This is a genomic window from Variovorax sp. RA8, from assembly GCF_901827175.1.
Lineage (GTDB): Bacteria > Pseudomonadota > Gammaproteobacteria > Burkholderiales > Burkholderiaceae_C > Variovorax.
In genome coordinates this window covers 1,712,816-1,726,148 of sequence record NZ_LR594662.1, presented here as the reverse complement: position 1 = coordinate 1,726,148, position 13,333 = coordinate 1,712,816, and the positions used below count along the sequence as shown (strand labels likewise).

At 66.6% G+C, this 13,333-nt stretch carries 13 protein-coding genes; 11 read left to right on the top strand and 2 right to left on the bottom strand.

Annotation, left to right across the window (positions count from 1 at the left end; genetic code table 11):
- From E5P3_RS08225 to E5P3_RS08215, 3 genes are read left to right on the top strand one after another with little or no spacing between them, the layout of a single operon-like run.
- Positions 1–939 (top strand): YncE family protein, encoded by a 939-nt coding sequence (locus E5P3_RS08225; protein WP_197894008.1) that lies wholly within the window; start codon positions 1–3, stop codon positions 937–939.
- 10 nt (positions 940–949) lie between these two features.
- Entirely contained in the window at positions 950–1,873 is a 924-nt protein-coding gene (locus E5P3_RS08220; RefSeq protein ID WP_232073045.1) for an amidohydrolase family protein, read from the top strand.
- A complete protein-coding gene (locus E5P3_RS08215) occupies positions 1,870–3,309 on the top strand; it encodes an aldehyde dehydrogenase family protein (RefSeq protein ID WP_162585525.1) in 1,440 nt (479 codons plus the stop codon). The genes E5P3_RS08220 and E5P3_RS08215 overlap by 4 nt, the downstream gene beginning before the upstream one ends.
- A gap of 191 nt (positions 3,310–3,500) precedes the next feature.
- Here the strand turns inward: E5P3_RS08215 and E5P3_RS08210 are convergent, their stop codons facing one another.
- Positions 3,501–3,959 carry a LysR substrate-binding domain-containing protein gene (locus E5P3_RS08210; RefSeq protein WP_162585524.1) on the bottom strand — a complete coding sequence of 153 codons (459 nt, stop codon included), beginning with the start codon at positions 3,957–3,959 and terminating at the stop codon, positions 3,501–3,503.
- A gap of 295 nt (positions 3,960–4,254) precedes the next feature.
- On the opposite strand from E5P3_RS08210, the gene E5P3_RS08205 reads away from it, so the two are divergent.
- Entirely contained in the window at positions 4,255–5,178 is a 924-nt protein-coding gene (locus E5P3_RS08205) for a MurR/RpiR family transcriptional regulator (protein WP_174263049.1), read from the top strand.
- Here E5P3_RS08205 and E5P3_RS08200 read toward each other — a convergent pair.
- The gene (locus tag E5P3_RS08200) at positions 5,115–5,975 is read right to left on the bottom strand and encodes an HAD-IIA family hydrolase (protein ID WP_162585523.1); all 861 of its coding nucleotides are present in this window, start codon (positions 5,973–5,975) and stop codon (positions 5,115–5,117) included. The genes E5P3_RS08205 and E5P3_RS08200 overlap by 64 nt on opposite strands.
- 190 nt (positions 5,976–6,165) lie before the next feature.
- Between E5P3_RS08200 and E5P3_RS08195 the strand changes: the two genes are divergently transcribed.
- The 7 genes from E5P3_RS08195 to E5P3_RS08165 all read left to right on the top strand — a co-directional run bounded on the left by E5P3_RS08195 (position 6,166) and on the right by E5P3_RS08165 (position 13,237).
- Positions 6,166–7,098 carry a phosphate/phosphite/phosphonate ABC transporter substrate-binding protein gene (locus E5P3_RS08195; protein WP_162585522.1) on the top strand — a complete coding sequence of 311 codons (933 nt, stop codon included), beginning with the start codon at positions 6,166–6,168 and terminating at the stop codon, positions 7,096–7,098.
- Positions 7,095–7,931 carry a phosphonate ABC transporter ATP-binding protein gene (gene phnC, locus E5P3_RS08190; RefSeq protein ID WP_232073043.1) on the top strand — a complete coding sequence of 279 codons (837 nt, stop codon included), beginning with the start codon at positions 7,095–7,097 and terminating at the stop codon, positions 7,929–7,931. The genes E5P3_RS08195 and phnC overlap by 4 nt, the downstream gene beginning before the upstream one ends.
- Complete coding sequence (gene phnE / locus E5P3_RS08185) at positions 7,928–8,965, top strand: phosphonate ABC transporter, permease protein PhnE (protein ID WP_232073042.1); 1,038 nt, start codon at positions 7,928–7,930, stop codon at positions 8,963–8,965. Before phnC ends, phnE begins: the two co-directional genes overlap by 4 nt.
- Positions 8,966–9,041: 76 nt before the next feature.
- A complete protein-coding gene (locus E5P3_RS08180) occupies positions 9,042–9,254 on the top strand; it encodes a hypothetical protein (protein ID WP_162585521.1) in 213 nt (70 codons plus the stop codon).
- Between the two features lie 40 nt (positions 9,255–9,294).
- Positions 9,295–11,553 carry a phosphocholine-specific phospholipase C gene (locus E5P3_RS08175; protein ID WP_162585520.1) on the top strand — a complete coding sequence of 753 codons (2,259 nt, stop codon included), beginning with the start codon at positions 9,295–9,297 and terminating at the stop codon, positions 11,551–11,553.
- 75 nt (positions 11,554–11,628) lie between these two features.
- Positions 11,629–12,366, top strand: a complete 738-nt coding sequence (locus tag E5P3_RS08170; RefSeq protein ID WP_162585519.1) for an arylmalonate decarboxylase — start codon at positions 11,629–11,631, stop codon at positions 12,364–12,366.
- Complete coding sequence (locus tag E5P3_RS08165; RefSeq protein WP_162585518.1) at positions 12,350–13,237, top strand: LysR substrate-binding domain-containing protein; 888 nt, start codon at positions 12,350–12,352, stop codon at positions 13,235–13,237. Before E5P3_RS08170 ends, E5P3_RS08165 begins: the two co-directional genes overlap by 17 nt.
- The last annotated feature ends 96 nt before the right edge of the window (positions 13,238–13,333 follow it).

Genomic DNA, 13,333 nt, shown 5'->3' with positions numbered 1-13,333 from the left:
ATTCGTGAAACCCTGCTGCTGGTGCAGAAATGCGCCCATACCTTCAGCTTCTACGACGCGGCCACCGGCCGCGCCGAGAAGCACATCGTCCTGCCGAACTTCCCGCACGAGTTCGCGGTGGACCTGGTGCGCAAGCGCGCCTATGTGGGGCACTACGGCATCGAGACCGCCAGCCATCTGGGCGAGGCGGGCGGACATTCGGTGTTCGTGATCGACCTGGACCGGCGCGAGCACGTCGCCACGCTCGATATCTGGCCCTACTACCGCCCGCATGGCCTCTCCGTGGACGCGGAGGGCCGCCTGTACGTGATGTCCGAAGCCCACAACGTGCTGCTGCGCTTCTCCGACCCGGTCCATCGCCATGTGCCGGATCTTGCCGTTGCCTCGGGCGGCTACAAGACCCACCTGTTCGCGCTGACGCAGGACGCGCAGACCGCCTACGCGCTCAACCTGCTGTCCAACACCGTCACCAGGATCAAGCCGCACGATCCGACCTTCGCGCCTGTGGCCGTGGTGCCGGGCCCGGTGCCCGAAGGCAACGCGCTGTCGGCCGACGAGACGCTGCTGTACGTGGCGAACCGGGGTGATGACACCATCGTGGCCATCGACACGGCCAGCATGAAGGTGGTTGCCTCCGGCAAGACGCGGCGCGATCCGAATCGCCTGTACCGCAGCACCGATGCCCAAGGCCATGAAGTGCTGCTCGCTACCAATTCGGGCGAGCAAAGCCTCTCGGTCTTCGGCACCGATCTGAAAGAGCGGCGCTGCGTCGTGCTCCCGGCCAAACCGCTGGCGCTGTCGCTGCATCCCGGTGCGCGCGCAGCCTGGATCTCGTTTCAGGATCAGACGATCCGTCGCCTCAACCTGGACAACTTCGAGTTCGACCGCGAGTTCGCCACGCTGCGCGAACCGGACTCTTCGTATCTCTGGGCCCACTGACATGCCGCTCATGCCCGTCGTCGACGCGCACCATCACCTGTGGGACCTGTCGCGGGGGAACTATCCATGGCTGCAGCAGGCGTACGACCCGCAGGGATTCTTTCTGGGCGAGTACGAAGCGTTGCGCCGGAACTTCCTGCCCGCGGACTATCGCGCGGCGAGCGCCGGTGTCCGGGTGCTGGCGACGGTGCACGTGGAGGCAGAGCGCGATCGCAGCGAGCAGGTGGCCGAAACCGCATGGCTGCACGAGATGAACGCCGCGTATGCGCTTCCGAATGCAGTGGTCGCACATGCCTGGCTCGACCGGCCCGACACCGAGGAGTGTCTGCTCGACCATCTGCGCTATCCGCTGGTGCGCGGCATTCGCTGCAAGCCGGTGACTTCGGCAGTGCCGGGGCAAAGCGTGGCGGGACATGCAGGCAGCATGCAGGACGCGGCCTGGCTGCGCGGCTTCTCGCTGCTGGAGAAGCACGGCTTGAGCTGGGACATGCGCGTACCTGCCTGGCACCTGGCCGAGGCGGCCCAGGTCGCGGCGATGTTCCCGCGCGTGCCGATGGTGCTCAACCACCATGGCCTGGCATGGGACCGCAGCGAGGAAGGCCTTGCGCGCTGGCGTGGCGGGATGGAAATCCTCGCGCGTCAGCCGAATGTGCACGTGAAGCTCTCCGAGTTCGGTCTGCGCGACGCGCCCTGGGATTGGGAGGCCAATGCGCGCATCGTGCGCGACACCATGGCCATCTTCGGCTGGCAACGCTGCATGTTCGCCAGCAACTTTCCCGTGACGGGCCTGCGCATCGGCTTCGAGCCGTTGGTGCAGGGCGTCTCGCGCATGCTGGATGAGCTCACGCCCGATCAGCGGCAGGCCGTGATGAGCGGCAACGCGCTGCGCTTCTACCGCATCGAGCTTCCACCTTCTTCAGAACTCTGCACATGAACAACTTCGACAACCTGATCAACGGCGAATGGCGCGCCGGCGCCAGCTACAGCCCGAACACCAATCCGAGCAACCTGGGCGACGTGCTCGGCCACTATGCGCAAGGCGATGCCGCCCAGGTGGATGCAGCCGTGGCCGCGGCCACCGCCGCCTTCCCGGCCTGGTCCACCAGCGGCCTCCAGGCGCGCAGCGATGCGCTGGACAAGATCGGCAACGAGATCCTGGCGCGCAAGGAAGAACTGGGCACGCTGCTTGCGCGCGAGGAGGGCAAGACCAAGCCCGAGGGCATCGGCGAGGCCACGCGCGCCGGCCACATCTTCAAGTTCTTCGCCGGCGAATGCCTGCGTCTGTCGGGCGAAGTCATCCCGTCGGTGCGCCCCGGCATCGGCGTCGAGATCACGCGCGAGCCCGTCGGCGTGGTCGGGCTCATCACGCCGTGGAACTTCCCGATTGCGATTCCCGCCTGGAAGATCGCGCCGGCGCTGGCGTTCGGCAACTGCGTGGTGCTCAAGCCCGCCGACCTGGTGCCCGGCTGCGCCTGGGCGCTGGCCGAGATCATCAGCCGCTCGGGCATTCCGCCCGGCGTGTTCAACCTCGTGATGGGCCGCGGCAGCGTGATCGGCAACGCCCTGGTCGACCACCCCGGCATCCACGCCATCAGCTTCACCGGCTCGGTCGGCGTCGGCCGCAACATCGCGGTGCAGTGCGCGACCAGGCACAAGAAGGTGCAGCTCGAGATGGGCGGCAAGAACCCGCAGGTGGTTCTGGACGATGCCAACCTCGAGCAGGCTGTCGAACTCAGCGTGCAGAGCGCTTTCTATTCCACCGGCCAGCGCTGCACCGCGTCGAGCCGGCTGATCGTGACCGAGGGCATCTACCCGAAATTCATCGAGGCGATGAAGGTGCGGATGACGAAGATCAAGGTCGGCGATGCGCTGGCTGCGGGCACCGACATCGGCCCGGTCTCCAGCGAGAGCCAGCTGCAGCAAGACCTGAACTACATCGAGATCGGCCAGGGCGAGGGCGCCACGCTGGCCGCAGGCGGCGAGCGGCTGAAGCTGGACACCGAGGGCTACTACATGTCGCCGGCGCTGTTCAGCGAATCGGTGGCGAGCATGCGCATCAACAAGGAAGAGATCTTCGGGCCGGTGGCCAGCGTGATCCGGGTGAAGAACTACGAGGAGGCGCTGGCGACGGCCAACGACACCGAGTTCGGCCTGTCGGCCGGCATCGCGACGACGAGCCTGAAGTACGCGACGCACTTCAAGCGCCACAGCCAGGCGGGGATGGTGATGGTGAACCTGCCGACTGCGGGGGTGGACTATCACGTGCCCTTCGGCGGGCGCAAGGGGTCGAGCTATGGGCCGCGCGAGCAGGGGCGGTATGCGCAGGAGTTCTTTACGGTGGTGAAGACGGCCTACACGGCTGGCGGCTGAAAGACAGGTCGCGTCGTTTGTCTCTGTTCGATGCATCCAGGCTGCTAGCTCACGCCGCTTAGCAGCCTGGACGTGCGGGTCTACCACACGCAACTGCGGACGTCGTGCAGCTCGCTCCGTCACCTCCGCTCATCCGGGTCCAGGCGGAGCTGATCCTTCAAAAACCGCCGCCGTAACGTCTCGAACCAGCTTTACCATTGCCTGCTGGTCAGCGTTGACGGACGGTTCGCAGCGGTGGCGATCGTAAGCTTGCTGCGAAGGCTCGGCTGCACGATCGGATGGGTGACGAAGGCGCGGGGTTGGTCTGACGTTCGCAACGAATGCCTCGGCAGAATGGCGTGGCCTGCGCCGTCGGCTACCAGATCCAGGATTGCGGTAATCCCGTCTATTTCAAGAGCAATGCTCGGCCGGGAGCCGATCTCTGCCATCTGCATTTCCACGAGCATGCGAATTGCATTTGGTCGGGTGGGTATGACCAGAGGCAGCTTCGCCACTTCTGCAAGCGTGCGAGCCGCACGCACTTCTTTTGTCCCGGCCTTCTGACTTCTGCGGACTATTAGGAAGAGCTCTTCCTCCATCAGGGGCGCAATTTCCAGCTCTGGCGACTGCGTTCCAGGACCCAGGCTTGTTGTAGAGACGGTCGCGGACATCGGGAACCTCAGGATTCGAGGCGCAGATTGCATTCCCTACCAGCGTCCACGACCGTCACTGCTCATCCTCGCATTGCACTCTGACGCGCATGTGACTTCTGACTTCCAGCCGCACGGAAAAGCCTTCGAAAAGGCAATTCACTCGTAAGCTTGACGCGGTGGCGCTCGGGGCCCCAGCGCCTCGGCATGTCCGCCAGGGTGAAGCCGTTTCTGTCGTTGCTGCAGGAACGCTTCAGGCCTACTCCGCCATGGCGCGCGCGAGTGAGCCAGCGGCGCCCAAGTAAGCTTGGCGCCCATGAAACAGCAGAACACCAAGAAGAAGCCCCGCAAGAGCGGCGCGCGGCCGGCAGCGGCAGGCTCGGCGCCGAGCCCTCAGATATCGGCGGTGCTGGCGCGCATCGAGACGGTGTGGTCTTCGCTCGGCCCCGTGGGCCAGCGCATTGCCGGTTTCATCGTCAAGAACCCGCAGGACGTGGTGCACATGTCTGTGAGCGAAGTGGCGGAGCGCACGGGTTCGAGCGAAGGCAGCATCGTCGGCTTTTGCAAGAATCTGGGCGCCACCGGCTTCCAGCAGATCAAGATCGCGCTGGCACAGGAAATCGTGCAGCCGGTACAGTTCATCCACGAAGACCTGGAGCCGAGCGACAACGTCGACCTCGCCGTCCGCAAGATCTTCCAGAGCAACATCCAGACCCTGCACGACACGCAGGCAGCACTGGACGTCGGCGCGATGCAAAAGGCGGTGCGTCTGCTCAAAAAGGCGCGTCGCATCGAGATCTATGGCATCGGAAGCGCGGCCACCATCGCCGAGGATGCCCACTACCGCATGCTTCGCATCGGGCTCGACGTCAAGGTGGCGGTCGACTCGCACGTGCAGGCGATCAGCGCCTCCCTCACCGGCCCCGGCGTGACCACGCTCACAATCTCGCACTCGGGCAGCACGCACGAGACAGTGACCGCGACGCGGCTCGCGAAGGAGGCGGGCGCGTCCACCATCTGCATCACCAATTTCGGGAAGTCGCCGATCCAGGCCTTTTCGGACGTGGTGCTGTTCACGATGGCGCGCGAGACCAGCTTTCGCACCGAGGCCATGACAAGTCGGCTGGCGCAGCTGGCGATCATCGACGTGCTGATCGCCTGCCTGGCGCTCAGCGACTACGAGAGATCGGTGAAGACGCTTCGGCAGACATTCGACGTGCTCTCGCTCAAGCGGTACTGAGGCGGCGCGCCCGTGCGCAGCAGCGCGGCCAGCGTTTTCGCGTCGGCCTGAGGCGTGTTTCCCACGAGCACGCAGCGCATGCTCAACTGCGCCGCGCCGAGCGCGTCGGTCGATGGGTTGTCGCCGACCACGACAGTGCTGGCCGCTTCCGCGCCGAGCCGGCGCAGGCCCTCCTCCAGCAGCAGCGGCCCAGGCTTGCCGATGATGCGCCAGGGTTGCACGCCGCTCGCCGACACGAGCGCCGCCATCAGCGCCCCGGTCTCCGGCACTACCGTGCCGCCAGGGCCCGGATGGTTGTCGTCGCTGTTGGTCACCAGGAGCCGTGCGCCGCGCCGTAGTTGATTGGCCATCATGCCGAGCCGCGCACGATTGAAACTCGGATCCAGCGCGAGCACCACGAAATCCGCATCCGACTTCACCAGCACGCATCCGATCGAGAGCGCATGGCGCTGCAGCGCGGGGCTGGCCGCCAGCAGCATGCGCGCGTGCGGATGTTCGCGGCGGATGTGGTCGATGGTCAGCTCACCGGCCAGCACGATGTGCTCGGGCTCGACCCGGAGACCCATGCGAGCCAGCCGCCTGGCCAAGCCGCGCGCGGTGTGCGTGGAGTTGTTCGAGACGACGACATAGCGGTCGCGAAACCGCGCCAGCAGGTCCGCAGCGCCGTCGAGCACCTCGTCTTCGCGGATCAGCGTGCCGTCGAGATCGACGATGAGGTGGCGGGCCCGCGCGAGCGAGGCACACGCGGTTGAGAAAGGGCGGCTGTCGATTCGCTCGGACGTAGTTTCAATGCTCATGGTGCTGGGGTTGCCCTCGCATCGGCCACCCGGTGCGACAGAGGAACATTGTATTGAACAATTTTCAGTCGCCTAGTTGATTTTCACTGAATGGCGTTCATTGTCCTGTCATCTAAGTTTCCTAACCTCGTCGAAGTCAAGCTGGCCCCCACGCCGGCCGCACCACTGAAACGAATTCAAGGAACATCCCATGAAGAAGCTTTTGACATTCGCCGCCACGCTCACGCTGGCGGCGACTGCCTTGACTCCGGCCGCCGCCCAGGGCGTGGCCGACGGCACCAAGGAACACCCGTTGCGCGTGCTCTTGATCCCGGCCGATGGCGGCACCGAATCGGGCACCAAGGCCGACTACGCGCCCGTCTTCAACGCGATCACGCGCACCACCGGCCTGCAGTTCGACCTGAAGGTCGGCCAGTCGTACGGCGCAGTCGTCGAAGGCATGTGCCATCAACTTGCGGATATCGCGTTCTTCGGACCTGTCTCCTACGTGCAGGCGCACAAGCGCGGCTGCGCGCAGTTGCTGGCAGTGGGAGTGGAGAAAGGCGAATCCGTCTACTACGCAGGCATGTTCGCCAAGGCCAACACGCCGATGGCTTCGGTCAAGGACGTCAAGGGCAAGCGCATGGCCTTCGGCGACGTCAACTCGGCATCGAGCTTCACCTTTCAGGTCGCCATGCTGATGGACGCGGGCCTCGATCCGATACGCGATCTCTCAGCCATCCGCATGACGGGCAGCCACGCCAACAGCCTGGCCGCGCTGACGCAGGGCCAGGTCGACGTCGCCTCGCTCTCATTCGACTCGTACGAGAAGGCCGTCGAACAGGGCGCCGTCGATCCGAAGCAGGTCAAGGTGGTGGCCAAGAGCATTGCCATTCCCTACCCGCCGCTGGCACTCAACTCCAAGCTACCCGAAGGGCTCAAGACACGGCTCAAGACGGCCTTCTCTACCGTCCACAAGGCGCCCGGCGTGACGCCCGACATGATCCGCGGCTATGGCGGCAAGAAGATCGATTCCTTCGACACGAAGTTCTCCGAGGACGAGTTCAACGTCGCGGCCGAGAAGCTGGCGTTGCTCACCGACGAACTCAAGGGCCAGATCCTGAAGAAGGCGGCCGAGCGTTGAACACCTCCGAACCGCACGAGACGGCCCGTCCGCCCATGCTGCGCTTCGACTCTGTCGATATGAGGTACGCGGACGGCACCGTGGCGCTCGAAGGCGTGTCGCTGAGCATCCCGCACGGCGAGTTCTGCGTGGTGGTCGGCGCCTCGGGGGCGGGCAAGTCCACGCTGCTGCGAATGGCCAACGGATTGGTGAGGCCAACCAGCGGCACGGTGCAGGTAGGCGGTGTTGCCATCGAGGCCCGGTCGCTGGCGCAGATCCGCCCGCGCATCGGGATGATCCACCAGCAGTTCAACCTGGTGCTGCGGTCCACCGTGGCAGTGAACGTGCTCAGCGGCACGCTGCCGGCGCTGCCGGGGTGGCGCGCGATGCTGGGCCTTTTCCCGCAATCCGCGCGGCGCAAAGCCTGCGAACTGGTCGACGCCGTCGGGCTGCAGGAACATCACCTGAGTCGCCGCGCCAGCGAACTTTCGGGCGGACAACAACAGCGCGTCGGCATCGCGCGTGCCTTCATGCTCGACCCGCCGCTGGTGCTCGCCGACGAGCCCGTGGCGAGCCTGGACCCGCAGGCCAGTGTGGAGGTGCTGGCGCTGCTCAGGCGCCAGGCGCGCGAGCGCGGCACTACCGTGCTGTGCAGCCTCCACCAGGTGGACCTGGCACGCGCTTTCGCCGACCGCATCGTCGCGCTGCGCGACGGTGCCGTCGTATTCGACGGTCCGCCGGCCGCCTTCGACGCCTCGGCTTCGCGAGCGATCTACGACAGAGGCGCCATGCGCCCGGTGGGCGCGCTCCCTGAACCGCATTCCCAGTCAGAGCTGGCGCTGAGAACAGCATGATGGAACAGGCCCTGAAACCGACCATCGCAGGCGCAGAGCGGCGGCCCGCATCCGCATGGGAGATCAAACGCCCCTTCGGAACGCGCACGGTGGTCGCCGTCGTGCTGGCGTTTATTCTTTGCCTGATGACAGGCCATCGCGTGGAGATGGACCGCATGCTCGCGCTCAGTGGCCAAGGCGCGCTTGCCGCAGTCGGCCTGCGCGAAAGCTCCCAGGTATCGGCCGGCTTGGCGCAGATAGCGAACTCGCTATTTCCTGTGCAGATTTCCGAGCGTACCGAGGTCGGGCGCCTCGACAACTTCGATCCGAATCATCTGCCCTGGATGGCCCATGTGGAGGAACAGGAGACCCGCACGCGGCGCCTCAACCCGGGGACGCTGCAGATGGAGGAAACCGTCGAGCACCGCGAGGTTCTGGTCGAACCGCTGGGCTACCTGTGGCACGTGTCCAGCAAGATGCTCGAAACGCTGGAAATCGCGCTGTGGGCCACGCTGCTGGCGGTGCTGTTCAGCCTTCCCCTCGCATGGTTCAGTGCGCGCAACTACACGGCGAATCGCCTCAGCTATGGGCTTGCGCGCGGCCTCGTGAGCATGCTGCGCGCCGTGCCCGAGTTGGTGACCGCGCTCTTCCTCGTGCTGGCGTATGGCTTCGGACCAATCGCCGGCGTGCTCGCGCTGGCACTCCACTCGGCCGGCTTTCTCGGCAAGTTCTACGCCGAGGACGTCGAGACCGCAGACGACAAGCGGCAGGAGGCGCTGCGCGCCATCGGCGCCGGCAAGCTCAAGGTGATGCGCTTCGCGGTACTGCCGCAGCTGATGCCGCAGTTCATCGGCTACACGCTGTACGTGCTCGATCGCAATGTGCGCATGGCCACTGTGGTCGGCCTGGTGGGCGCCGGCGGCATCGGCCAGGAGCTCAAGGGCCGCTACGACATGTACAACTATTCGCACGTCGGAACGATCCTGATCGCGATCTTCCTGACTGTCTTCCTTCTCGACCAGATCGCAGCGCGCATGCGCCGCCGCTTCGCCTGAGGCGGGATCGACCGCCCCGGACCTCTACACCCCCTCCCCCGCTCCCAAGGACTTCTCTCAACCAAGGAATTCCCCAATGAAACCTGCCTTCTTCACCCGCGGCCTCTGCGCCGCCGCTCTTCTGCTCAGCCTCGCCGCGTGCGGCGGTGGCGGTGGCACCGATGCCGGCGCATTGGGCGCGACGGCGGCCGGCAACCCGGCGCCGACCGCGCAGAAGCCCGATGGCTCGGTGGCCGATGCCTCGGCGGCGGACACGGGCTCCTCGCCACCCCTGAGCTGGGCCCCCTGACCTTTCCTCTCCTCGTCCTTCACATCCCCGAGTTGCAACCATGACCATGAACAACATTCCCCCACGCCGCGACTTCCTTCGCAAGACCGCCGGCACCCTGGGTGCCGCATCCGCTCTCACCGTGTTGCCGCCCTCGATCCGCCGCGCGCTGGCGGTCGAGGCGCACGTCAAGTCCCGCTCCATCGAGGACGTCCAGCACATCGTCATCCTGATGCAGGAGAACCGCAGCTTCGACCATTACTTCGGCACCATGCGCGGCGTGCGCGGCTTCGGCGACCGCTTCCCGATTCCGCTGGCGAGCGGCAAACCGGTGTATTTCCAGCCCAACCCCAGCGGCGGCGCGGACATCCAACCCTTTCGCCGCGATTCCACCATCGGCAGGGCGCTGATCGGATCCGGCACGCCGCACAATTTTCCCGATCAGCAGGCGGCGTGGAACCAGGGGAAGATGGACCGCTGGATCCAGTTCAAGAACCAGGCGACGATGGGCTACTTCCTGCGCGAGGACATTCCGTTCCAGTTCGCGCTGGCCGATGCCTTCACGATCTGCGACGGCTATCACTGTTCCGTCCTCACCGGCACCGACCCGAACCGCATCGTCTTCATGTCGGGCTCCAACTTCAACCCGGAACTGCGCAAGCGGGGCATCAACAGCACGCACGCGGACGGCGAGCCCGTCAACTCGCGCTGCTGGCCCAACCCGTCCAGGTGGGTCGCGGGAAGGGGGCAGCAGGCCGACGGGTCGGGTCAGATCGACCCCGCAACAGGTGCCTACAACTACAAGTACGTCAACACCGCCTTCAAGTGGGCCACGTTGCCGGATGTCCTGCAAAAGGCGGGCGTGAGCTGGCACATCTACCAGAACATGAACAACAACTGGACGGGCGCCATGCACGGCTGCCTGGCCTTCCAGAGTTTCCGCACTGCGCAGCCGGGTTCGCCGATCTACGAGCACGGCCTGACGGGCGGCCCCGAATCGGCTGACGGCGCTGTCAACTTCCTCGCCCAGCTCAAGCAGGACGTGATCAACGACACCCTGCCGCAGGTCTCCTGGGTGCTGCCCACGCAGGCCCTGGCCGAGCACCCGGGCAGCAGTGAAGGCACCGCAGGCGCTGCCGACTTCACCGCCGATGTGCTGGACGCGCTGACGTCCAACCCGAAGGTCTGGAGCAAGACCGTCCTTTTCGTGACCTTCGACGAGAACGACGGCTTCTTCGACCACCTGCCGATGCCGGCGGTGCCGTCGTATGACGCCAATGGCAACCTGATGGGCAAGTCCACCGTGGCGCTGGACGGCGAGTATTTCGACGCCTCCGTGGGCAACTACCTGAACGTCAATGACACCACCAGCGGCAAGATTCGCCCGTGGGGCCTGAGTTCGCGCGTGCCGATGTACGTGGTGTCGCCGTGGAGCAAGGGCGGCTGGGTCGATTCGCAGGTGTTCGACCATACCTCCGTGGGCATGTTCCTGGAGAAGCGCTTCGGCTTCACGGTGGACGCCATCAGCCCGTGGCACCGCGCAGTCTGCGGCGACCTCACCTCCTGCTTCGACTTCGTCAGGCCGAACGACCCGGTCTTCCCCCAACTGCCCGACACGAGCAACTGGGCCGCGATCAATGCGGCGCAGAGGCTGCTGCCCGCGGCCCCGATCACCACTGCCCCCGCCACGCCTCAGCCGCTGTTCCAGGAGGCCGGGGTGCGTCCGTCGCGCGCGCTCCCCTACGAGCTGCACACCAGCGCGCGGGTGGACTCGCGCGGCATGCTCTCGCTGATGTTCGCCAACACCGGCAAGCAGGGCGCCGTCTTCCACGTCTACGACAAGCTGCATCTGGACCGCATTCCGCGCCGCTACACCGTGGAGGCCGGAAAGACGCTGAGCGACACCTGGAACGCCGGCGCCTCCGACAGCGGCAAGTACGAGCTCTGGGTCTACGGTCCCAACGGCTTCGTGCGCACCTTCGAGGGCGACGCGCTGTTCCACGACACCGCGGCATTCCAGCCCGAAGTCCAGGTCGGCTACCAGGCCCACAGCGGCCATCTCTACCTCAGGGTGCGCAACAACGGCAAGCAGCGTGGTCGCGTCACGATCACTGCCAACGCCTACAACAAGCACGGCCCGTGGACGATGGACATCAAGCCCGGCGACATCGAGACGCAGCACTGGAACCTTCAGACGAGCGGCGACTGGTACGACTTCACCGTCAGCGCCGACAACTTCGAACGCCGCTTCGCCGGCCGTGTCGAGAGCGCCAGGCCGGGCGTCAGCGACCCCGCCATGGCGCTGCATCTGCAGGGCTGAGCCGCGAGCCGGGGCTGCCGTCGCTTGCCGCACAATCCGGCGCTTGAGACAACTCGAGCACCAGGAGACCACGACATGACGACAAGCACCCTCGGCCTCATCGTGCCGCCCGCCGCAGGCCTCGTCCCGACCGACGGGCAGGCACTCTACGGCGGGCGCGACGTGCGCTTCATCGCGCGCGGCCTCGGCATCCCGGGCATCTCGCCCGAAGGCTTCGACACCGTGGTGGACCGCATCCTCGCACTCGCGGTCGAGCTGCGCGACGCCGGCGCCCAGGCCGTCTCGCTGATGGGCACGTCGCTCAGCTTCTACCGCGGCCTCGAATTCACCAACGCGCTGCGCGAGCGCATGCAGGACGCCACCGGCCTGCCCTGCACCACGATGAGCCACGCCATCGTCGACAGCCTGCGCGTGCTCGGCATCCGGCGCGTCGCGGTCGCCACCGCCTACATCGACACGCTGAACCAGCGGCTGGTCGCCTACCTGGCGAGCTGCGGCATCACGGTCACGCACATCGAGGGCCTTTCCATCACCGGTGTCGAAGCCGTCGGCCAGGTGACGGAGGAAACGCTGATGGCGCTCGCCGAACGCACCGTCGCGGCGGACCGCTCGGCCCAGGGCCTGCTGATCTCCTGCGGCGGGCTGCTGACGCTGGACATCCACGTGCCGCTCGAAGACAAGCTCGGCCTGCCCGTCACCTCGAGCTCGCCCGCCGGCTTCTGGGACCTGATGCGCGCGGCCGGCCTCGACCCCGCCTCGCCCGGCCACGGCCGCCTGTTCGCGCCCGAGACCGCGCTTGAACGAGCCGCTTGATCTCGCGACGCTGCGCGTGATCGTCGCGGCGGCGGAGCTCGGCTCCATCAGCGCCGCAGGCGACCGGCTGCAGCTCGCGGTGGCGGCCGCGAGCGCGCGCATCACCGCGCTGGAGGAAGCGCTGGGCCTGCGCGTCTTCGAGCGCTCGTCGCGCGGCGTGCGGCTCACGCCCGCGGGCCAGATGCTGGTGCGCCGCGGCCGCGAGATCCTGGTCGACATGGACCGGCTGTCGGTCGACCTGCACGACTACGCCAAGGGCCTGCAAGGCCACGTGCGGCTGGCGGCCAACACCTCGGCCATGCTGGAGGTGCTGCCCGCCAAGCTCGACCGCATGGCGCGCGAGCATCCGTTGATCCGCATCGATGTCGTGGAGCACGGCAGTCTCGACATCCCGCTGCTGCTCCTCGAGGGACGCGCCGATCTCGGCATCGTGGACATGGCGCATGCGCCGCACGGCATCACGCTGACCGACTGCTTCTCCGACACGCTGGTGCTGGTGGTACCGGCCGGGCACGCACTGGCCGGCACCGCGCCGCTCGCGCTGGAGCAGGCGCTCGACGAGCAGTTCATCGCACTGCACGACGGCACCGCGCTCTCCAGCCGGCTGATGCGTTCGGCCTCGCTGGCCGGCAAGGCGCTGAAGATCCGCATGCAGATGCGCAGCTTCGACGCCGTCTGCCGCATGGTCGCGGGCGGCCTGGGCGTGGCCGTGCTGCCGCTGCAGGCGATCGCTCCGCAGCTCGCCAGCCTGCCGCTGGCCGCGGTGCCGCTCACCGATGCCTGGGCCGCGCGCACGCACCGCATCGCGCTGCGCAGCGGGATGGGCCCCTCGCCAGCCACGCTGACGCTGGTCGACTTCCTGCTGCGCTGATGCCCCACCCGGGCAAACCCTTGATTTCGTGCTTCGCGAAAGCGGGCTTCGCGCCGGATGCTTGTGAGTGCCGGGAGGGCCTTCCTACACTGCGCC

Coding starts and splice junctions, on each gene's coding strand:
- E5P3_RS08220 (WP_232073045.1), top strand. CDS start 950: ATGCCCGTCGTCGACGCGCACCATCACCTGTGGGACCTGTCGCGGGGG.
- E5P3_RS08215 (WP_162585525.1), top strand. CDS start 1,870: ATGAACAACTTCGACAACCTGATCAACGGCGAATGGCGCGCCGGCGCC.
- E5P3_RS08210 (WP_162585524.1), bottom strand. CDS start 3,959: ATGTCCGCGACCGTCTCTACAACAAGCCTGGGTCCTGGAACGCAGTCG.
- E5P3_RS08205 (WP_174263049.1), top strand. CDS start 4,255: ATGAAACAGCAGAACACCAAGAAGAAGCCCCGCAAGAGCGGCGCGCGG.
- E5P3_RS08200 (WP_162585523.1), bottom strand. CDS start 5,975: ATGAGCATTGAAACTACGTCCGAGCGAATCGACAGCCGCCCTTTCTCA.
- E5P3_RS08195 (WP_162585522.1), top strand. CDS start 6,166: ATGAAGAAGCTTTTGACATTCGCCGCCACGCTCACGCTGGCGGCGACT.
- phnE (WP_232073042.1), top strand. CDS start 7,928: ATGATGGAACAGGCCCTGAAACCGACCATCGCAGGCGCAGAGCGGCGG.
- E5P3_RS08180 (WP_162585521.1), top strand. CDS start 9,042: ATGAAACCTGCCTTCTTCACCCGCGGCCTCTGCGCCGCCGCTCTTCTG.
- E5P3_RS08175 (WP_162585520.1), top strand. CDS start 9,295: ATGACCATGAACAACATTCCCCCACGCCGCGACTTCCTTCGCAAGACC.
- E5P3_RS08170 (WP_162585519.1), top strand. CDS start 11,629: ATGACGACAAGCACCCTCGGCCTCATCGTGCCGCCCGCCGCAGGCCTC.